Genomic DNA, 17,278 nt, shown 5'->3' on the forward strand with positions numbered 1-17,278 from the left:
GGTTTGCCGCCGCACACTCCTACCGGGGTGACGGACCATGTCAAACCGGGGCTATTCATCGTATGCAATGAGGCTTTCGAAGGGCACGTTGAGCTTCTTGCGGCCACCCAGGAAATTCAGCTCGATCAGCGCTGCCGCGCCGGGCACTTCGGCGCCGATGGATTGCAGCAGGGTGATGCCCGCCGCCATGGTGCCGCCGGTCGCCAGCAGATCGTCCACCACCACCACGCGCTGGCCCGGCGTCACCGCGTCGGCCTGTATTTCCAGCCGGTCGGTGCCGTATTCCAGGGCGTAATCATGCCCGATCACCTTGCCCGGCAGCTTGCCGCGCTTGCGCAGCATCACGAAGCCGCAGCCCAGCTTGAGCGCCAGCGGGGCCGCCAGCAGAAACCCGCGGGATTCGACGCCGGCCAACAGATCCGGCTGCCAGCGCCGCACCGTGCTGGATAGCCGGCCCATGGCTACCTGCCACGCATCTGGATGCCGCAGCAACGTGGACACGTCGTAGAACAGGATGCCCGGTTTCGGGAAATCCGGGATGGCGGCGATATGGTCCTTCAGGTTCATGGCGTGCTGTCCTTGGCGGGGGCGTTAGCGGGGGCGTTGGGCGATAACTGTGCGGTTGCGATTGGCCCCTATAGCCGGGCGGCGCCGGTTGCGCTAACCGGCTGCATGCCCCGCCCGTTTGCAGCCTCCGTCATGGGGGTGGTTTTCATCATCGTCTACATCGCCGCGGCGATTACCCTGCCGGATGTGCTGCCCCAGGCCTGGCCGGTGCAAGCGGTGTATTTCCTGCTGGCCGGCGTGATCTGGGTGTTTCCAATCCGCTGGCTGATGCTGTGGAGCGTTCACAAGCGCTAGCCGCTTCACAGAACCGTCATAGATCTGTCACTCTGGTGAAACGACGGGGCCCTACCCCGCAACGCCCACCTGGTCGAGGAATCCGCTACATGAACCGCCGCACGCTGCTCTCGGGCGCCGCCGCCCTGGCGCTTACCCCCGCGCTGCACGCCCGCGCCCAGTCCGGGAAGACCAAGATCGTCTTCTGGCACGCCATGACGGCGGCCCTGAATGAGGAAGTGAACCGCTTGGCGACCGCGTTCAACGCGTCCCAGTCGCAATACGAGGTGCAGCCGGTCTTCAAGGGCACCTATGCGGAGACGCTGACCGCCGCCATCGCCGCCTACCGCGCCGGGCAGGCGCCGAACCTGGTGCAGGTGTTCGAGGTCGGCACCGGCACGATGCTGGCCGCCGGCGCCGCGGTGAAGCCCGCCTGGCAGCTCATTCAGGAGACCGGGGCCGACATCAAGGCCGAAAGCTACATCCCCGCCGTGCGCGGTTATTACAGCCTGGCCGATGGCCGCATGGCGTCCGTCCCGTTCAATTCCTCCACCGCGGTCATGTGGATCAACCAGGACGCGTTCGAAAAGGCCGGGCTCGACCCCGCCAAGGCCCCCACGACCTACGACGAGGTGACGCATGCCGCCGAGGCGTTGAAGGCCAAGGCTGCCGCGGATTTCCCGATTTCGTCGGGCTGGTTCTCGTGGATCCATCTGGAAGAGTACGCAGCACTGCACAACATCGCCTTCGCCAGCGAGGGCGACGGCTTCAGCGGGTTGAACGCGGTGTTGGAGGTGAACAAGCCCGACTTCGTCAAGCAGCTGCAGCGCTTCCTGGATTGGCAGAAGGCTGGACTGTTCAAATACGGCGGCCGGGACAGTGCCGGCGACACCATCTTCCTGTCGGGCCAGGCAGCCATCGGCTTCAACAGCTCCGGCATACGCGGCGATCTGATCAAGAGCGCCAAGTTCAAATGGTCGAACGCGTTCCTTCCCTACGACCCGGCGATCATCAAGCAGCCGATCAACTCCATCATCGGCGGCGCCAGCCTGTGGACCATGACCACGCCGACGCGCCCGGTCGAGGAATATAAGGCGACCGCCGCCTTCCTCGCCTTCCTGGCCCAGCCGCGCAATGCGGCCGATTGGCACCAGCACACCGGCTACGTCCCGGTGACGCTGGCGGGCTACGAGCAGTCCAAGACGGACGGGTTCTACGCCAAGAACGCAGGGACCGAACTGCCGATCCAGCAGTTGACCCGTGGCAGCGTGACGCAGAACAGCCGCGGCCTGCGTCTGGGCCGCCTGCCGGAAATCCGCAACATCATCTACGAGGAAGTGGAGAAGGCGCTGCAAGGCCAGCAGACCGCCCAGGCCGCGCTGGACAGCGCCACCACCCGCGGCAACCGAGTCCTGCGCGAGTTCGAGAAATCCGTACACACCTGATGCCCGTAACGGTGGGCGGCGCCTGATATGCGCCGCACCATCTTTCCGGGCTGGCTGCTGCCGGCAGCGCTTGTCCTGCCGCAACTGGCCCTGACCGTTGTGTTCTTCCTATTGCCGGCGGGTGAGGCGGTTTGGTCCAGCCTCACCCGGACGGACCCGTTCGGCCTGTCCTCCGTCTTCGTCGGCATCGATAATTTCAACGATCTGTTCGCCGACCCGCTCTACGTCGAAACCATCTTGCGCACGATCGGCTTCGTAGCCGCCGTTTGCGTCATTTCCATGGGCACGGCGCTGCTGCTGGCCGTGATGGTGGAGGGCGTGGTGCGCGGCCGCGGCATCTATCGGACGATGCTGATCTGGCCCTACGCGGTCGCCCCCGCAGTGGCCGGCGTGATTTGGCTGTTCCTGCTGCATCCGCAGATCGGCCTGCTCGGCCGCTGGCTGAACCACAATCTCGGCTGGGATTATTCCCTGAACGGCACGCAGGCGATGCTGCTGGTCATCCTGGCCAGCGCGTGGAAACAGGTGAGCTACAATTTCATCTTCTTCGTCGCCGGGCTGCAATCCGTGCCCCGCACCGTGACGGAGGCCGCGCGTATGGATGGCGCCCATGGGTTCTACCGCTTCCGCACCATCACCTTGCCGCTGCTGATGCCGACAGTGTTCTTCCTCATCGTCGTCAACGTGGTGTATGCCGCGTTCGACACGTTCGGCGCGATCTGGGCCTTGACGCAAGGCGGCCCCGGCAAGGCGACCGAGACGATGCTGGTCAAGGTGTATCGCGACGGCGTCATCAACCTCGACTTAGGCTCATCCTCCGCCCAGTCGGTGGTGCTGATGGTTGGGGTGATCGTGCTGACGGCGGTGCAGTTCCGCTTCATGGGTAAACGCGGCAAATGAACCGCGCGCTCACCCACGGGATCATCATCCTCGGCGTGCTGCTATTTGCGCTGCCGCTATGGATGATCCTGGCCGGCTCCACCCAGGACCCAGGCGCCATCGCACGTGGCGATCTGTCGCTGATCCCGCATTGGTCCGGCCTGCACGTCTATATCGACGTGCTGTCCTCCGGCGGGGCAGGGGCCCAGCCGGTATGGCGCATGCTGCTGGTCTCGTTCGGCATGGCGCTGACGATCGCGGTGGGCAAGATCGTCATCTCCGTCTTGTCCGCCTATGCGGTGACGTTCTTCCGCTTCCCGTTCCGCATGGTGGCGTTCTGGGTGATCTTCATCACCCTGATGCTGCCGCCCGAGGTCCGGATCATTCCGACCTACGACGTGATCGCCGGGTTCGGCATGATCAACACATTCGGCGGGCTCACCGTGCCGCTGATGGCGTCGGCCACCGCCACGCTGTTGTTCCGTCAGGTGTTCCTGGTGATCCCGGACGAGTTGATGGAGGCGGCGCGGATGGATGGCGCCGGGCCATGGCGCTTTTTGCGCGATATCCTGCTGCCGGTGTCCGCCGGCAACATCGCGGCGCTGTTCGTCATCCTGTTCGTGTTCGGCTGGAACCAATATCTGTGGCCGCTGCTGGTCGCCACCGATCCGAAATTGGACACCATCGTCATCGGCATCGTGAAAATGATCGGCGTCGAAACCCAGGTCGAGTGGAACCGCGTCATGGCCGTTGCCGTGCTGGCGTTATTGCCCCCCGTTGCCGTGGTGCTGCTGATGCAGCGCTGGTTCGTGGCCGGGCTTACCGAAGGCGAAAAGTAACATGGCGACCCTGCAACTCGACGGCCTGCGCAAAAGCTTCGGCTCCACCCACATCCTGCAAGGCGTCGACCTGAGCCTTGCCGACGGCGAGATGCTGGTGATCGTCGGCGCCTCCGGTTGCGGCAAATCGACGCTATTGCGGCTTGTGGCCGGGCTGGAGACACCGACCTCCGGCAGCGTCCTGCTGGATGGCCGCGACATCACCAAACTGGACCCGGCGGCGCGCGACATCGCCATGGTGTTCCAGAACTACGCGCTATACCCCCACATGAGCGTGGCGGAGAACATGTCCTACGGCCTGCGCATCCGTGGCGTGCCGAAGGACACCATTCGCGCCAAGGTCGAGGCGACGGCTGGCCTGTTGGGCCTGGAAAAACTGCTTGCCCGGCGCCCACGCGAATTGTCTGGCGGCCAGCGGCAGCGCGTGGCGATGGGGCGCGCCATCATCCGCGACCCGAAGATGTTCCTGTTCGACGAACCGCTATCCAACCTGGACGCCGCCCTGCGCGTGCAGATGCGGGCCGAGATCCGCCGCCTGCAACGCCGCCTGGGCGTCACCAGCCTCTACGTCACGCACGACCAGGTGGAGGCGATGACGCTCGGCGACCGGCTGCTGGTGCGGCACCAGGGCGTGCCCGTGCAGTTCGCCCCGCCGATGGAGGTGTTCGCCCGTCCGGCCACCGCCTACGTCGCCGGCTTCATCGGCGCGCCGGCGATGAACTTCTTGCCCGCCACGCTCGACGGCCACAACGCTCGCCTCGCCTCGGGCCACGCCATCGCGCTGCCCAACGCACATCCTGGCCATGCCTCGGTAACGCTGGGGATCCGGCCCGAGAACGTCGTGGTGACGCCGAATGGCCTGCCGATGACAGTGGATCTGGTGGAACCCCTCGGCTCCGAAACGCTGGTGCATGGGCGGTTGGCCGATGGCACGCCGCTGCTGGTGAAGCAATCCGGCGCCATGCCCGTGGGCGAGGTATTGTACGTGGACCTGCCACCCGCCGAACTCCACGTGTTCGACGCGGGCAACGGCCAGAGACTCGCCGCCTGAACCATCTGCCTGGGATGGGTTTCTCTTGGTCGGAGCGAGAGGATTCGAACCTCCGGCCTCTGGCTCCCGAAGCAAGCGCTCTACCAGGCTGAGCTACGCTCCGACCGAGGAGCGCCGTATAGCCGCCACTCGCGACGCAAGCAAGCTACACTCGTGCGCTATCGGCAGGCATGCGCGCGGGAAGGGTCAATAAGCGCCGCAGGATCGCCGGCGCGTCCGGCAGCACCTCGTACAGCGCCCGACTGGAGGCATCGGCGAAGCCATCGGTGACGAAGCCGTTCAGTACCGCGATCATGCTGGTCGCCCAGCCGTTGATATTGGCGATCAGCACCGGGCGGTCGTGCAGGCCCAACTGGCGCCAGGTGATGATCTCGATCGTTTCGTCCAGCGTGCCCATGCCGCCGGGCAGGGTGACGAAGGCGTCCGCCTGCTCGAACATGAGCGCCTTGCGCGTGTGCATGCTGTCGGTCACCAGCAAGTCCGTCACGCCGGGGTGGGCGACTTCGCGGGCGCGCAGGAAATCGGGGATGATTCCGGTGACCGCGCCACCGGCTGCCAGTGCGCCGTCCGCCACGGCGCCCATCAGGCCGACCCGGCCACCGCCATAGATCAGCCGGATACCGGACGAGGCAAGGCCGCGGCCCAATGCCTCGGCCGCGCTGCGCCACGCCGGGTCATTGCCGACGCGTGAGCCGCAGAATACGACCACCGAGCGGATATTGGCTGCCAACGATACGATGCTCCCGACTGAATGCGCGTGGTCTGCCGCGAATGGCCGCCGATGTCATGCGCTTTTCCTTGGCGCACGGCCCAACTGGTGACACGATCGTTTCATTAACCTCGAAGGGCAACGCGCATGCGGGCATGGGTTGTGGGTGGCTTGGCTCTTGCGATCGGGATGACCGGTCTGGCTCAAGCGGCGGATCTGGCGGCAAAGCCGGACGACATCATCGCCGGTCGTCAGGCCGGCTACGACGTGGTGAGTGGCATGTTCGCCGCCATGAAGGCGACGGTCGAGTCTGGTGGCTCCGTCAAGCCGCTGGCCGAGGGCGCCAAGGGCATTGCCGCCTGGGGCGCGGCCATTCCCGGCATGTTCCCGGTCGGCACCGAGACCGGCCACAACACGAAGGCCAAGGCGGAGATCTGGTCCGACCGCGCGACGTTCGAGAAGGACGCCGCCAACCTGCACGACGCCGCCGTCAAGCTTGCCGCGTTGGCCGACGCCGACGACAAGGCCGGGTTCGCCGAGCAGTGGAAGGCCACCGGCGGCACGTGCGGCGCCTGCCACCGGGCGTTCCGCGCGCGCTGAAGCCAATAGCTTCGGTCGACTAGACGCGCGTTGCGACGATCCAGACGATGACGGCCGACAGCGCCAGCACCAGCAGCGCCAGCAACGGAGATGCCATCCGGGGCTGGCGCGTGGCGCCCGGCAGGCGCTTGCGGCCGGTGATCATCGGCCGCAGCAGGTTGTGCCGCTTCACCACGCCATAGCCGATCACTGCCAGCACGTGCAGGCAGATCAGCCCCAGCAAGATGTTGAAGTTGGTCGCGTGATACGCGGTCAGCCGGTCGCTCATGTCCTTGCCGACGACATGCGCGAGCGGCCCCTCGGTCGCGCCATCGTCGTTGCTGCACAGGCCCAGCCCGACCTGCACCGCGAGGTCTCCCAGCAGCACCAGCACCATCCAGCCGCCGGCTGCATTGTGGCCGATCTCGTTATCCTCCTCACGCCGGGCGAAATGGGCCAGGTGCCGGAAGGCCTCGACTGGGCTGCGCAGGAACTGGCGGAAGCGGGAGGTCTCGCTGCCGACGAACCCCCAGGCGAGGCGGAACAGCAGCAGCGTCATCAGCGTGTAGCCGGACAGCAGATGCAGCGCGATCTTGTCGTATCGGATGGAGAAATAGCTGGTGGCGATCAGCAGGACGATCGCCCAGTGGAACAGCCGGGTAGGGGCGTCCCAGACGCGCATGGAAAGGCGTAGCGCCGTCTGACGCACGCGTGGCCGCCGCACACCGCTCATCGTGTACTCACCTTTTTATCGACGTCGAATTTGCCCGGCTTGGCTTAGCGTATGTGCAGCCCCTGGGTAACACACAGTGTTGCGTTTGTGTCTCAGTTCCGTTACTTTGGATTGGTTATGTTATTGGCAAGCCACAGGTCAAGACGCCGTCTGTCGGTCTTGGCCATTTGCGCTTTCGTTGCGATCGGCACTGGTGTGGCCGTGGGCATCTCCACGTCGCGCCACACCGGGGTGATGAACGCCCCAGTGGTGTCCCTGGCCAGTAGTTCGGCTCCTTCGGTTGGTGTGGTCGCAACGACGCAACCTGCAGTGCCCACCGCGCCAAAACTCGCCCCAACGTCGAACGTCCCAACGTCGAATGTTCCAACGTCGAACGCCCCGGCCTTCGACATCGTGCGCGTCGCCCCCGACGGTAGCGCGGTCATGGCTGGCCGTGCCGCGCCCGGCACCGCCGTTACCGTGCAGGAGGGTGGCAAGATCGTGGGCCAGACCCAGGCCGATTCCCGCGGTGCCTGGGTGATGGTGCCCACCGCCCCGCTCGCACCCGGCGCCGGCGAACTGATCCTGTCGGCGCGGGAGCCGAGCGGGAAGACCACCGTCGCGGAGGCGCCGGTTGTCGTGGTCGTGCCCATGCCGCCAACGGCAACCACCCCCAAGGCCGAAATCACGCCCGCGCTGGCGCTGCTCGCCTCCCCGGCCGCGCCATCCCGCCTGTTGCAGGCCCCGTCGGCAGCGCCGGGGCGCAAACTGGGGCTGGATACGGTGGATTATGACGAGCACGGCGCCATCCGGTTCAGCGGTACCGCTCCGCCCGATGCCTCGGTGCGGGCCTATGTGGACAATCACCCCGTGGGCGACGCCAAGGCCGACCCCGAGGGTCACTGGGCGATGTCGCCCCCGCACGAAGTCGATCCCGGCGTGCACCAACTCCGCCTGGACCAACTGACCGAGAGGGGCCAGGTCGCCACCCGCATGGAACTGCCGTTCAAGCGGGAAACGCTGGCGCAGACCCAGATCGCCGATGGCCAGGTGGTCGTGCAGCCCGGCCAGAACCTGTGGCGTCTGGCCCGCCGCGCCTATGGTTCCGGCATTCGCTACACCATCATCTTCATGGCCAATCGCGATCAGATCCGGGATGCCCGGCTGATCTACCCGGGGCAGGTCTTTGCGACGCCCAACGCCGTCGCAGCCACGCCCGCCGTCGCCACCGTAGCGCTGCCGCACTGACCTTGCCGCTGCCGGAGCCCGGGGCCATAACCCCGCTCAAATGACCCTCGCCCAGACCCTCCGAACCGTATTCGCCCCGCCCCATCGCGCTGGCTGGCCCTTCATCGCCGGTGGCATCATCGTCGCCCTGATCGGCCTGGTGCTGACCCGCTGGCTGTTCTGGCCCGGCGCGGTCTTTACCCTGTTCTCGCTGTACTTCTTCCGCGACCCGGAACGCACGCCCCCCGGTCGGGCCGACGCCATGGTGTCGCCCGCCGATGGCCGGGTCGTGTCGGTGATGCTGGCCGTGCCGCCCGAGGAATTGGGCCTTGGTCCGGCGCCCCGCTGGCGCATCGCGACCTTCCTGTCGGTGCTGAACGTGCACGTGAACCGCGTGCCCGCCACCGCCGAGGTAACCGCCATCGCCTACCGCAAGGGCGCCTTCGTCAACGCCAGCCTGGACAAGGCCAGCGACTTGAACGAACGCAACGCGCTGGCCATGCGCCTGCCGGACGGCCGCAACTTCGCCGTGGTGCAGATCGCCGGCCTGATCGCCCGGCGAATCCTATGCGACGCCAAGGTGGGCAACACCGTGTTCACCGGCGCCCGTTTCGGCATCATCCGCTTCGGCAGTCGCACCGACCTCTATCTGCCCGAGGGTGTGATGCCGCTGGTGGTGGTGGGCCAGACCATGGTCGGCGGTGAAACCGTGATGGCCAATCTGACATGAGCGGCATCCGGCCGTTCCGCCGCGCCGGCCGGGTTCGCCCGCGTCCCCGGTTCAACGGTCCGTCCTTCAACCGGATGATCCCCAACCTGATGACCATGCTCGGCTTGTGCGCCGGGCTGACGGGGATGCGGTTCGCGTTGGACCAGCGTTGGGGCAGCGCCGCGGTGGCGATCCTGGTGGCAGCCTGCATCGACGGGCTGGACGGCCGCATCGCCCGGCTGCTGAAGGCCACGTCCCGCTTCGGAGCGGAGTTCGACAGCCTGGCCGATTTCCTGTGTTTCGGCGTGGCGCCCGCCTTCATCCTGTATCTGTGGTCGCTGCACGTGGCCGCGGGCTACGGCTTCGCCCCCTGCCTGATGTTCGCCGTCTGCATGGCGCTGCGGCTCGCCCGGTTCAACGCCATGCTGGATTCCGGTACCGCGCCCGCCTACGCGCAATCGTTCTTCACTGGCGTCCCGGCACCGGCGGGCGCGGGGATCGTGCTGTTCCCGCTCTTTGCCGGGCTGGAAGCGCGTGAGTGGGGTTGGGAATGGCTATACACCATCGTCCACAACCCGCTGTTCTGCGCCGTGGTGCTGGTGGGCTCGGCCACGCTGCTCGTCTCCACCCTGCCGGTCTGGAGCTTCAAGAACTTCAAGGTGCCGTCCGTTTACGTGCTGCCCTTGCTGCTGGGCACCGGGCTGGTGGCCGCACTGCTGGTGGCCGACCCCTGGGCGGCGCTGGCGGTGGGCGGGCTGGTCTATGTGTGCATGCTGCCATTCAGCCGCCGCAGCTTCCGCCGGCTGCGCGCCGCCGCGGAAGACCACGATCCGCCGGAGCCTTTGGCGGGCGAGGCGTCATAGCGGGTATTCGTAACGGATGAAGCCGGAGTGCTTGGCTAGCCGGTCGTAAAGCTGCCTTGCCGTCGCGTTGTGGCTTTGGGTCATCCAATACATCCGCGTGGCCCCGGCCTCCCGCGCGGCATCGCCCACCGCCTCGATCAACTTGCGGCCGCCGCCAGTGCCGCGGACGCTTGGGTCGACGAACAGGTCCTGCAGGTAGACCACCGGCTGCATCGTCCATCCGCTCTCGTGAAAAAGATAATGCGTGATGCCGACCAATTGGGCCTCGTGCCGCAGCGCGAAGCCGTGCAGGTGGTCGCCCATCATCAGGCGATCCCAGGTGTAGTCGAACTGCTCGGCCGGCAGCGCCGTGTCGTAGAAATCCAGATAGGCGGTCCAAAGCTCGGTCCAGCGTGGCCGGTCGGCCTCGGTCAGGCGATTGATCATGTCAGTTGCACCCCATCTGCCTTCAGCACCTCCCCAGCGAGATAGAGGCTGCCGCAGATCAGCACGCGACCCGGCGTGTCGTCCAATGACCGGAGCGCGTCGGCCACGGTGGGGCCAGGCCGTGCGAGCCCGCCGGATGCGGCGATGATCGCCTCGACCGGCAAGGCCTGATGCTGCTCCGGCTCGGCCACCGCCCAAAGGCTGGCGGCGTGCGGTAGCAGGGGGCGCAGGAACTCGGCCGTGTCCTTGGCCTGCTTCATGCCCACGATCAGATGCGTCGGGCCCCAATCGGCCAGGTGCCGCGCCAGGACGTCCCCCGCGCCGGGGTTATGGCCGCCGTCCAGCCACAGCTCCCGCCCTGGCACCAGCGCCGCCAAGTCGCCGTGCAGGCGTTGCATCCGGGCGGGCCAGCTCGCCCGCGCCAGCCCGGCGAAGTCCGTAATGCCCAACCCGGCGGCGCGCACGACCGCGACCGCGATTCCGGCATTGTCCAACTGATGTTCACCCGGCAGCCCCGGCGCCGGCAACGCGACCTCACCCAGCGCGTCGCGATAGCGCAACCCGGCGCCATCCCGCTCGATCCACCAATCGCGCCCGCGCGCTCGCATCGGGCCGGCGTGTTCCAGCGCCGCCATTGCCTCCGCCGGCTGCTCGCCGGTCACGGTCGGGATGCCAGGCTTCATGATTCCGGCCTTCTCCGCCGCAATCAGCGCCAGCGTTTCGCCCAGCAACTCCCGATGATCCATCGAGATGGAGGTGATGGCGCAGGCCACCGGGGTGATGACGTTCGTTGCATCGCCGCGCCCGCCCAGTCCGACCTCCAGCACGCATAGATCGGCCGGGGTCTGCGCGAACAGCACGAAGGCGGCGGCGGTGATGACCTCGAACACCGTGATCGGCGCGCCGTCATTCACCCGCTCGATCGCCTCCATCGTCTCGGCCAGCGCCGCGTCGGTCACCAACCGGCCGGCAACGCGAAACCGCTCGTTGAAATGCACAAGATGGGGCGAGGTGTAGACGTGCACCCGCAACCCGGCGCCCTCGGCGATGGCCCGCACGAAGGCGCAGGTGCTGCCCTTGCCGTTGGTTCCGGCGACGTGGATGATCGGCGGTAGCTTCTGTTCCGGATGACCCAACTGCGCCAGCAACCGCAGCAAGCGATCCAGGCTCAAATCGATCAGCCGCGGATGCAGCGCGTGCAGCCGGGCGACGATCGGCTCGATACGGCTCATGCCGGGCTTCTCCTCAGGCGGCTTGTTCCGCCGGCTCCACCCGCACGCCGCGCAGCATCCCCACCACGCGGCCCAGCGTCTCCCGCATGTCCCCGCGCTTGACCACCATGTCGATGATGCCGTGCTGGTGCAGGTATTCGGCCCGCTGGAACCCCTCCGGAAGCGTCTCGCGCACCGTCTGCTCGATCACTCGCGCCCCGGCGAACCCGATCAACGCGCCGGGCTCGGCGATCTGCACATCCCCCAGCATCGCGAAAGACGCGCTGACGCCGCCGGTCGTCGGGTCGGTCAGCACGGTGAGGTAGGGTAGCTTGGCCTCCTTCACCATGCGGGTGGCGATGGTGGTGCGCGGCATCTGCATCAGGCTGACCGCACCCTCCTGCATCCGCGCCCCGCCCGAGGCGGTGAAGATCACCAGCGCCGCATCCTGCAACACCGCGAGCCGCGCCGCGGCCACGATGCCCTCGCCAACGGCAGCGCCCATCGAGCCAGCCATGAACTCGAATGCCATCGCTGCGACCACCATCGGCTGGCCGCCGACGAGGCCGTGCGCGACCACGATCGCATCCTCTAGCCCAGTCTTCTCCCGCGCCTCGCGCAGGCGGTCGGCGTAGCGTTTCTGGTCGCGGAACTTGATCGGGTCGGCCGGCGCCTTCGGCAGCTCGATCCGGGTGAACACGCCGCCGTCGAACGTCCAGGCCAACCGCTCCATCGCGGTGGGACGCATGTGGTGGCCGCAATTCGGGCAAACCTTCAGGTTCGCGTCCAGATCCTTGTGGAAGATCATCTGCTGGCACGCCGGACACTGGCGCCAGAGGTTTTCCGGCACATCCCGTGTCTCTTGGCCCAGCCAGGACCGGATTTTCGGGCGGACGATTTCGGTTAGCCAGCTCAACTGCAAAGCTCCTGTTACATGCCGGGCCTGGGGCGAAAGCTTACCCGGGCCCTCGTCCGCGTCATTTTGCGGATGACGGGTGTGCGCGCATCATGCTCTCCTTCCCTGTCCACCAGAAGAGGCCCGGCTGCAATGCAACCAGACGCTGACGCGGCCGCTCTCAGCTTTCGCAAGGCGGATTTTGAGATCCGCAACACCTTTGCAACCCCCGTCATCATCGCCGCGATCGACGAGGCCGACGAACTCAATGCTGAATTGTTGCCCACGATCCTGGATCGCGCCGCCAGGTCGCAGGGTGTGATCCGCAGCAACCAGGGTGGTTGGCAGTCCACCGACGATTTCGCAACCTGGTCCGGCCCTGCCGGGCAGCGCTTGGTCGATGCGGCCGTGGCGTTGGCCAACACCATGACCGGCCTGCAGGGTGCGGAGGGCGTGACGCGGGTCGCGCTGAATTGGAAGATCAACGCCTGGGCCAACGTCAACCGCGACGGCCACGGCAACGCCGCGCACCACCATCCCGGCTGCTTCTGGTCCGCCGTTTACTGGCTGCAAACCGCAGGGGAGGGCGGCGAGTTCGAAATCCAGGACCCACGCGGCATCCTACCCGGCTTCGTAGCCCCCAATTTGCGCTACGCGCTGCCGGGTTGCCTCAGCGCTGGGGGTAGCGATTTCCTGGTCCCTACCGTCGGCACGCTGATCCTGTTCCCGTCCTGGCTGGTTCACGCGGTGCGGCCGTTCAAGGGCACTCAGCCGCGGGTGTCGGTCGCGATCAACCTGGCGCCGTAATCCACCCGCGGGGGTAGGGCGGTCGCCACCGCCGGGTCTAGTAGCGCGGCCAATTCGTCCGCATGGCGATAGCCTGGCATGAGGGCGGCGATCGTCGTATCCGCCTCGGTCGCCGGGTGGAAGTAGATTTCGCTGGTGCCCGGCGGCAAAGCGGGGGCCAGGCGCAGGATGCGGTCCGCCGTCATCCGCCCCGTCCACGCGATGCCAAACGCGTGGTCGTTGGTACGCAACCCTGCCCGTCGAGCCTGCCGGCGGAGCACGCTGGTCCAACGATACAATGCGCGGTCGCCAATGCTGGGGTCCTCACCAAGAGACGCCATCACCTCCGGTGGCTCCGCTGGAATCCGGATCGCGCACAGGCCATGCCGCCGGCCTTCTTCGATCATCATCCGGCCAACGGTGGGATGGAGGTGCATGTGCTTATGCGCGTTCGCGTGGTCCAGCCGCAGACCGGTCGCAGCAAACGCCAGGTATTGCGCAGCAATTTCCGCCCGAAGCTGCCGCCGCACCCGCGGATCGAAATAGTAGCGTACGCCCAAGCCGGCCTGATCTGATGGAAATTGCCCATTCGACCCAACCAGCCGAGCGATGCTGGCTGGGTCCAGCATCGCGGGACCTTCAATCACCACCAGGTGCAGCCCGACGCGCAATCCGGGCAATCGCCGCGCCCGCGCGACTGCGTCCGCGGCTGCCTCGCCGGCGACCATCAGGCTGGCCGTGCTCAGGATACCGTCGATATGCGCCCGCTCGACCGCCTCGTTGACGGCCAGGGACAAGCCAAAATCATCCGCCGAGATGATGACCCGGCGGTCGCCGCCCTTTGTCAGGCGGCGGTCTTCCGGTCACGCATGAACTGGAAGAACTCGACGCCCTCGCGCAGGCGGCGCTTCATCATCTGCGGGCTGCGCACCATCTCGCCGACGATGGAGGCGATCTTCGGCGCGCGGAAATAGAAGCGCTTGTAGAACACCTCGACGCTGTCGAAGATTTCGCCATGCGTCAGCACGCCGGGATAGTTCAGCGGCGCGATCTGGATGCCGGTTTCGTCAATCAGCTCGGCATGTTCCTCGCTCAGCCAGCCATTCTCCAGCGCCTGCTTGTGCAGGAACGTGCCGGGATACGGGGCGGCAAGTGAAACCTGCAGCGTGTGCGGGTTGATTTCGGTGGCGAACTTGATGGTCTGCTCGATCGTCTCCTTCGTCTCGCCGGGGAGGCCGAGGATGAAAGTGCCGTGGATCTTGATCCCCAACTCGTGGCAGTCGCGGGTGAATTTCTTCGCGACCTCGATCAGCATGCCCTTCTTGATGTTGTGCAGGATTTGCTGATTGCCGCTCTCGTATCCGACCAGCAGCAGCCGCAGCCCGTTATCCTTCAGGATCTTCAGCGTCTCGCGCGGCACGTTCGCCTTGGCGTTGCATGACCAGGTGACGCCCAGCTTGCCCAACTCGCGCGCGATCGCTTCGGCGCGGGGCAGGTCGTCGGTGAAGGTGTCGTCGTCGAAGAAGAACTCCTTCACCTGGGGGAACATCTTCTGCGCCAGGCGAATTTCCTCGGCCACATGGCCCGGGCTGCGCGTGCGGTAGCGATGACCGCCCACCGTCTGCGGCCACAGGCAGAAGGTGCAGCGGGATTTGCAGCCGCGGCCGGTGTAGATCGAGATGTACGGGTGCATCAGATACCCGATGAAATAATCCTCGATCTTCAGGTCCCGCTTGTAGACGTCCGTCACGAACGGCAGCGAGTCCATGTTCTCGATCATGGCGCGGTCTTTGTTGTGCAGGATCGTGCCCGCAGCGTCGCGGTAGGAAATCCCGTCGACATCCTTGTAGTCGCGGCCCTCGGCGATTTCCTTAATGGTGAAATCGAACTCGTTGCGCGCCACGAAGTCGATGCATGGTCCGCCCTTCAGGCTTTCCAGCGGCTGAACCGCCACCTTGGCGCCAACGAAACCGATCTTCAGCGACGGCTTCGCATCCTTCAGCGCCTGCGCCACCTTCACGTCGGACGCGAAGGAGGGCGTGGAGGTGTGGATCACCACCATTTCGCTCTCCTTGGCGGCGGCCAGCACCGGCTCCATCCCCAACCCGGCAGGTGGCGCATCGATCAGCTTGCTCCCCTCCACCAGGGCGGCCGGCTGGGCCAGCCAGGTCGGATACCAGAAGGAGCGGATTTCGCGCTTGGCCTGGTAGCGCGAACCAGCGCCGCCATCGAACCCACCGAAGGACGGGGGCTGCAGGAACAACGTCTTCATCATGGCTTTATCCCTTGCCTGCCGCGAGCCGCGGAGGCGAAATCTGCATAACATGGCCGCGCCAGGCGACTTGGTTCCCGCCGTAGCTGGCGAGGATGACCGCGACAGACAATAGGTCCCGCGCTGGCAGCAGCCAGACGGGAACAGCGGTCGACAGGCCCAACTCGGCATCGATGGCCAGCATCGTGGCGGCACGCGTCAGCCACGTGGCGCCAAACAGCAAAATCGCCCACGGTTCGAAGCCCGAAAACAGCACGGCGAGCGCGGCCCAGAACAGCGGGTACTGCAGCGAGGACAGGGCGAACCCGACCGGTGCCAGCGACTGAATCGTCCGGCCCCAGCGCAGTTCGTGCGCGAAAAGATGCGACATCCGCACCTCTGGCACCGTCGTCTCCGGCAGGGTTGCGGCCAAGGCCACGGTTTCGCCCCGTGCGCTTACCAGCCGGCCGAGCACGGCGTCGTCGGCCAAGTGATGCACCAGCGCATGCAGGCCGCCGACGCTTTCCAGCGTGTGGCGGTGCAGCGCCATCGTTGCGCCCAGGCAGTCTCGCCGGCCCAACGAACGGGCCAGCAGCGCACCCGGCAGGAAGCTGTGGTTGATCTGCGCCGCACCCAGCCGTGCCGCGATCGTCCCAGTCGCCCGCAGCCCGGCGTAAAGCGTCGTCACCAATCCAACGCCGGGGTTGTCAAGCTCCGCCACCAGGTTGGACAGGTAGTCGGGCGGCGCATGGATGTCGCTGTCCGCGATCACCAGCACGTCATGTGCGACGCGCGGATACATGTTGATGAGGTTGCTGACCTTGCGGTTGATCCCGTGCTGCGTCGGGTCGATGACGACCTCGATATCCAGCTTGGGGAACCGCGAGCGCAGCCGGCGCAGCACGTGCAGGGCCGGGTCCGCCGGGTCCTGCAGGCCGAACACGATCTGGAAATGCGGGTAGTCCTGTTTGCAGAACGAGGCCAGCGCCTCCTCCAGCAACGGCTCGTCCCCATGCAGCGGCTTCAGGATGGTGATCGGTGGTTGCCAATGGCTCCGCGTATGTTCGCGTAGGTTATGCCGTCGTACCGCCCACCAGCCGATGACGGCCTGCGACAGCCCAGCCATCGTGACCAGAGCGGTCGCAACCGCCAGCCCTCCCCAGATCTGAGGTAGCAGGCTCACGGAACGCTTGCGCCGCCCGAGAGGTCCGAGACTTTCTTACGCAGGCTGGCCACTAGCGCGTCTGGACCGCCGGATAACAGGCTACGGAAATCCGAGCGCTGCACCGCGACGCGGCTGATGGAGCCGTCCAGCAGCACGTCCACCGCCTGCCAACCGTTGCTGCCCTGGCGCATGACGTAGTCGATACGCGCCGGGTCGCCGCTGGCTGGGATGATATGCGTCGCGACGACCTGCTCCGCACCCACGGCCCTGGTGTCCGGATCGATGGTGAATTTCTCGCCGTCGAAGGAGGAGAAGTTGCTGACGTAGCTGGCGACGGTGAAGCGGAGGAATTCCGCCTGGAGCGCCTGCTGCTGGTCGGGCGTGAAGCTTTTCCAGCGCGGGCCGACCGAGGTCTCCAGAATGGTCTCGAGATCGAACGCGTGCTGCACTACCGGCGACAGCGTGGCGAAGCGCTGGCCGAATGGCGTGGACTTCCCGGCATGCATGACGCTCAGCAGGCCCTGATCCAATGCCTCGATCGGCGCCGCGGCCTCGCTGGCGGCTTGCGCCGATAGGCTGAACGCCAGCGAAAACAACACGGCAAGAATGCGAATCATTGGCCGGATACCCGCTTGGCTTGCGCGACAATCTTCTGCCCGGCGGCTTCGGCTGCGGTTCGGACGATGTCCTT

The 17,278-nt window shown here is 66.3% G+C and carries 21 protein-coding genes and 1 tRNA gene; 10 read left to right on the forward strand and 12 right to left on the reverse strand.

All coding sequences use genetic code 11. The features are described from left to right. Nucleotides 1-51: 51 nt before the first annotated feature. Nucleotides 52-567 (reverse strand): adenine phosphoribosyltransferase, encoded by a 516-nt coding sequence (locus GSQ76_RS01995; protein ID WP_158742240.1) that lies wholly within the window; start codon nt 565-567, stop codon nt 52-54. Between GSQ76_RS01995 and GSQ76_RS02000 the strand changes: the two genes are divergently transcribed. From GSQ76_RS02000 to GSQ76_RS02020, 5 genes are all read left to right on the forward strand, one after another. After that, on the forward strand, nt 550-861 hold the full coding sequence (locus GSQ76_RS02000) for a DUF2842 domain-containing protein (protein ID WP_158742241.1): 312 nt from the start codon (nt 550-552) through the stop codon (nt 859-861). The genes GSQ76_RS01995 and GSQ76_RS02000 overlap by 18 nt on opposite strands. 89 nt (nt 862-950) lie before the next feature. Beyond that, entirely contained in the window at nt 951-2,285 is a 1,335-nt protein-coding gene (gene ugpB / locus GSQ76_RS02005; RefSeq protein WP_158742242.1) for a sn-glycerol-3-phosphate ABC transporter substrate-binding protein UgpB, read from the forward strand. 27 nt (nt 2,286-2,312) lie between these two features. Then, complete coding sequence (ugpA, locus tag GSQ76_RS02010) at nt 2,313-3,185, forward strand: sn-glycerol-3-phosphate ABC transporter permease UgpA (RefSeq protein ID WP_158742243.1); 873 nt, start codon at nt 2,313-2,315, stop codon at nt 3,183-3,185. Beyond that, nucleotides 3,182-4,003, forward strand: a complete 822-nt coding sequence (ugpE, locus tag GSQ76_RS02015) for a sn-glycerol-3-phosphate ABC transporter permease UgpE (RefSeq protein WP_158742244.1) — start codon at nt 3,182-3,184, stop codon at nt 4,001-4,003. Before ugpA ends, ugpE begins: the two co-directional genes overlap by 4 nt. Before the next feature lies 1 nt (nt 4,004). After that, entirely contained in the window at nt 4,005-5,054 is a 1,050-nt protein-coding gene (locus GSQ76_RS02020; RefSeq protein WP_158742245.1) for an ABC transporter ATP-binding protein, read from the forward strand. A 26-nt stretch (nt 5,055-5,080) separates the two neighbouring features. Here GSQ76_RS02020 and GSQ76_RS02025 read toward each other — a convergent pair. Together GSQ76_RS02025 and GSQ76_RS02030 are read right to left on the reverse strand one after the other, a co-directional pair. Next, nucleotides 5,081-5,157 (reverse strand) — tRNA-Pro (locus tag GSQ76_RS02025). 42 nt (nt 5,158-5,199) lie between these two features. After that, nucleotides 5,200-5,784 (reverse strand): TIGR00730 family Rossman fold protein, encoded by a 585-nt coding sequence (locus GSQ76_RS02030; protein ID WP_254070190.1) that lies wholly within the window; start codon nt 5,782-5,784, stop codon nt 5,200-5,202. A gap of 168 nt (nt 5,785-5,952) precedes the next feature. Here GSQ76_RS02030 and GSQ76_RS02035 point away from each other — a divergent pair, with 168 nt between their 5' ends. After that, nucleotides 5,953-6,363: a cytochrome c gene (locus tag GSQ76_RS02035; RefSeq protein ID WP_158742246.1), complete on the forward strand. Its 411-nt coding sequence runs from the start codon at nt 5,953-5,955 to the stop codon at nt 6,361-6,363. A 19-nt stretch (nt 6,364-6,382) separates the two neighbouring features. Here GSQ76_RS02035 and GSQ76_RS02040 read toward each other — a convergent pair whose 3' ends face one another. Together GSQ76_RS02040 and GSQ76_RS02045 are read right to left on the reverse strand one after the other, a co-directional pair. Beyond that, the gene (locus GSQ76_RS02040; protein WP_158742247.1) at nt 6,383-7,075 is read right to left on the reverse strand and encodes a cytochrome b/b6 domain-containing protein; all 693 of its coding nucleotides are present in this window, start codon (nt 7,073-7,075) and stop codon (nt 6,383-6,385) included. A gap of 101 nt (nt 7,076-7,176) precedes the next feature. Next, nucleotides 7,177-7,467, reverse strand: coding sequence for a hypothetical protein (locus GSQ76_RS02045; RefSeq protein WP_158742248.1), 291 nt, complete (start codon nt 7,465-7,467; stop codon nt 7,177-7,179). Between the two features lie 31 nt (nt 7,468-7,498). On the opposite strand from GSQ76_RS02045, the gene GSQ76_RS02050 reads away from it, so the two are divergent. The 3 genes from GSQ76_RS02050 to GSQ76_RS02060 are packed head-to-tail and all read left to right on the forward strand — an operon-like array spanning nt 7,499 to nt 9,853. Continuing rightward, a complete protein-coding gene (locus GSQ76_RS02050; protein WP_158742249.1) occupies nt 7,499-8,302 on the forward strand; it encodes a LysM peptidoglycan-binding domain-containing protein in 804 nt (267 codons plus the stop codon). Between the two features lie 40 nt (nt 8,303-8,342). Next, nucleotides 8,343-9,011 carry a phosphatidylserine decarboxylase gene (locus GSQ76_RS02055; protein ID WP_158742250.1) on the forward strand — a complete coding sequence of 223 codons (669 nt, stop codon included), beginning with the start codon at nt 8,343-8,345 and terminating at the stop codon, nt 9,009-9,011. Beyond that, nucleotides 9,008-9,853 (forward strand): phosphatidylcholine/phosphatidylserine synthase, encoded by an 846-nt coding sequence (locus GSQ76_RS02060; protein ID WP_158742251.1) that lies wholly within the window; start codon nt 9,008-9,010, stop codon nt 9,851-9,853. The genes GSQ76_RS02055 and GSQ76_RS02060 overlap by 4 nt, the downstream gene beginning before the upstream one ends. Here the strand turns inward: GSQ76_RS02060 and GSQ76_RS02065 are convergent. From GSQ76_RS02065 to accD, 3 genes are read right to left on the reverse strand one after another with little or no spacing between them, the layout of a single operon-like run. After that, nucleotides 9,848-10,279, reverse strand: a complete 432-nt coding sequence (locus GSQ76_RS02065) for a GNAT family N-acetyltransferase (RefSeq protein WP_158742252.1) — start codon at nt 10,277-10,279, stop codon at nt 9,848-9,850. The two genes, GSQ76_RS02060 and GSQ76_RS02065, sit on opposite strands and share 6 nt — an antisense overlap. Then, the gene (locus tag GSQ76_RS02070) at nt 10,276-11,511 is read right to left on the reverse strand and encodes a folylpolyglutamate synthase/dihydrofolate synthase family protein (RefSeq protein WP_158742253.1); all 1,236 of its coding nucleotides are present in this window, start codon (nt 11,509-11,511) and stop codon (nt 10,276-10,278) included. Before GSQ76_RS02070 ends, GSQ76_RS02065 begins: the two co-directional genes overlap by 4 nt. A 13-nt stretch (nt 11,512-11,524) precedes the next feature. Beyond that, nucleotides 11,525-12,406: an acetyl-CoA carboxylase, carboxyltransferase subunit beta gene (gene accD, locus GSQ76_RS02075; protein WP_158742254.1), complete on the reverse strand. Its 882-nt coding sequence runs from the start codon at nt 12,404-12,406 to the stop codon at nt 11,525-11,527. Between the two features lie 132 nt (nt 12,407-12,538). Between accD and GSQ76_RS02080 the strand changes: the two genes are divergently transcribed. After that, nucleotides 12,539-13,192 carry a TIGR02466 family protein gene (locus GSQ76_RS02080; protein WP_158742255.1) on the forward strand — a complete coding sequence of 218 codons (654 nt, stop codon included), beginning with the start codon at nt 12,539-12,541 and terminating at the stop codon, nt 13,190-13,192. Here the strand turns inward: GSQ76_RS02080 and hpnK are convergent. The 4 genes from hpnK to GSQ76_RS02100 are packed head-to-tail and all read right to left on the reverse strand — an operon-like array spanning nt 13,153 to nt 17,204. Next, entirely contained in the window at nt 13,153-14,019 is an 867-nt protein-coding gene (gene hpnK / locus GSQ76_RS02085) for a hopanoid biosynthesis-associated protein HpnK (protein WP_158742265.1), read from the reverse strand. The genes GSQ76_RS02080 and hpnK overlap by 40 nt on opposite strands. Then, nucleotides 14,016-15,446 carry a hopanoid biosynthesis associated radical SAM protein HpnJ gene (gene hpnJ / locus GSQ76_RS02090; protein ID WP_158742256.1) on the reverse strand — a complete coding sequence of 477 codons (1,431 nt, stop codon included), beginning with the start codon at nt 15,444-15,446 and terminating at the stop codon, nt 14,016-14,018. The genes hpnK and hpnJ overlap by 4 nt, the downstream gene beginning before the upstream one ends. Nucleotides 15,447-15,450: 4 nt before the next feature. Then, complete coding sequence (hpnI, locus tag GSQ76_RS02095; RefSeq protein ID WP_256366951.1) at nt 15,451-16,605, reverse strand: bacteriohopanetetrol glucosamine biosynthesis glycosyltransferase HpnI; 1,155 nt, start codon at nt 16,603-16,605, stop codon at nt 15,451-15,453. Continuing rightward, nucleotides 16,602-17,204 carry an ABC transporter substrate-binding protein gene (locus GSQ76_RS02100; RefSeq protein WP_158742257.1) on the reverse strand — a complete coding sequence of 201 codons (603 nt, stop codon included), beginning with the start codon at nt 17,202-17,204 and terminating at the stop codon, nt 16,602-16,604. The genes hpnI and GSQ76_RS02100 overlap by 4 nt, the downstream gene beginning before the upstream one ends. Between the last annotated feature and the right edge of the window lie 74 nt (nt 17,205-17,278).

The sequence above is a fragment of the Acidisphaera sp. L21 genome, from assembly GCF_009765685.1.
Classification (GTDB): Bacteria; Pseudomonadota; Alphaproteobacteria; order Acetobacterales; family Acetobacteraceae; genus LMUY01.

Excerpts from the sequence above, each read along its gene's own strand:
- GSQ76_RS02000 (WP_158742241.1), top strand. The coding sequence starts at position 550 with ATGGTCCTTCAGGTTCATGGCGTGCTGTCCTTGGCGGGGGCGTTAGCG.
- GSQ76_RS01995 (WP_158742240.1), bottom strand. The coding sequence starts at position 567 with ATGAACCTGAAGGACCATATCGCCGCCATCCCGGATTTCCCGAAACCG.
- ugpB (WP_158742242.1), top strand. The coding sequence starts at position 951 with ATGAACCGCCGCACGCTGCTCTCGGGCGCCGCCGCCCTGGCGCTTACC.
- ugpA (WP_158742243.1), top strand. The coding sequence starts at position 2,313 with ATGCGCCGCACCATCTTTCCGGGCTGGCTGCTGCCGGCAGCGCTTGTC.
- ugpE (WP_158742244.1), top strand. The coding sequence starts at position 3,182 with ATGAACCGCGCGCTCACCCACGGGATCATCATCCTCGGCGTGCTGCTA.
- GSQ76_RS02020 (WP_158742245.1), top strand. The coding sequence starts at position 4,005 with ATGGCGACCCTGCAACTCGACGGCCTGCGCAAAAGCTTCGGCTCCACC.
- GSQ76_RS02035 (WP_158742246.1), top strand. The coding sequence starts at position 5,953 with ATGACCGGTCTGGCTCAAGCGGCGGATCTGGCGGCAAAGCCGGACGAC.
- GSQ76_RS02040 (WP_158742247.1), bottom strand. The coding sequence starts at position 7,075 with ATGAGCGGTGTGCGGCGGCCACGCGTGCGTCAGACGGCGCTACGCCTT.
- GSQ76_RS02045 (WP_158742248.1), bottom strand. The coding sequence starts at position 7,467 with ATGTCGAAGGCCGGGGCGTTCGACGTTGGAACATTCGACGTTGGGACG.
- GSQ76_RS02050 (WP_158742249.1), top strand. The coding sequence starts at position 7,499 with ATGGCTGGCCGTGCCGCGCCCGGCACCGCCGTTACCGTGCAGGAGGGT.
- GSQ76_RS02055 (WP_158742250.1), top strand. The coding sequence starts at position 8,343 with ATGACCCTCGCCCAGACCCTCCGAACCGTATTCGCCCCGCCCCATCGC.
- GSQ76_RS02060 (WP_158742251.1), top strand. The coding sequence starts at position 9,008 with ATGAGCGGCATCCGGCCGTTCCGCCGCGCCGGCCGGGTTCGCCCGCGT.
- GSQ76_RS02065 (WP_158742252.1), bottom strand. The coding sequence starts at position 10,279 with ATGATCAATCGCCTGACCGAGGCCGACCGGCCACGCTGGACCGAGCTT.
- GSQ76_RS02070 (WP_158742253.1), bottom strand. The coding sequence starts at position 11,511 with ATGAGCCGTATCGAGCCGATCGTCGCCCGGCTGCACGCGCTGCATCCG.
- GSQ76_RS02080 (WP_158742255.1), top strand. The coding sequence starts at position 12,539 with ATGCAACCAGACGCTGACGCGGCCGCTCTCAGCTTTCGCAAGGCGGAT.
- hpnJ (WP_158742256.1), bottom strand. The coding sequence starts at position 15,446 with ATGATGAAGACGTTGTTCCTGCAGCCCCCGTCCTTCGGTGGGTTCGAT.
- GSQ76_RS02100 (WP_158742257.1), bottom strand. The coding sequence starts at position 17,204 with ATGATTCGCATTCTTGCCGTGTTGTTTTCGCTGGCGTTCAGCCTATCG.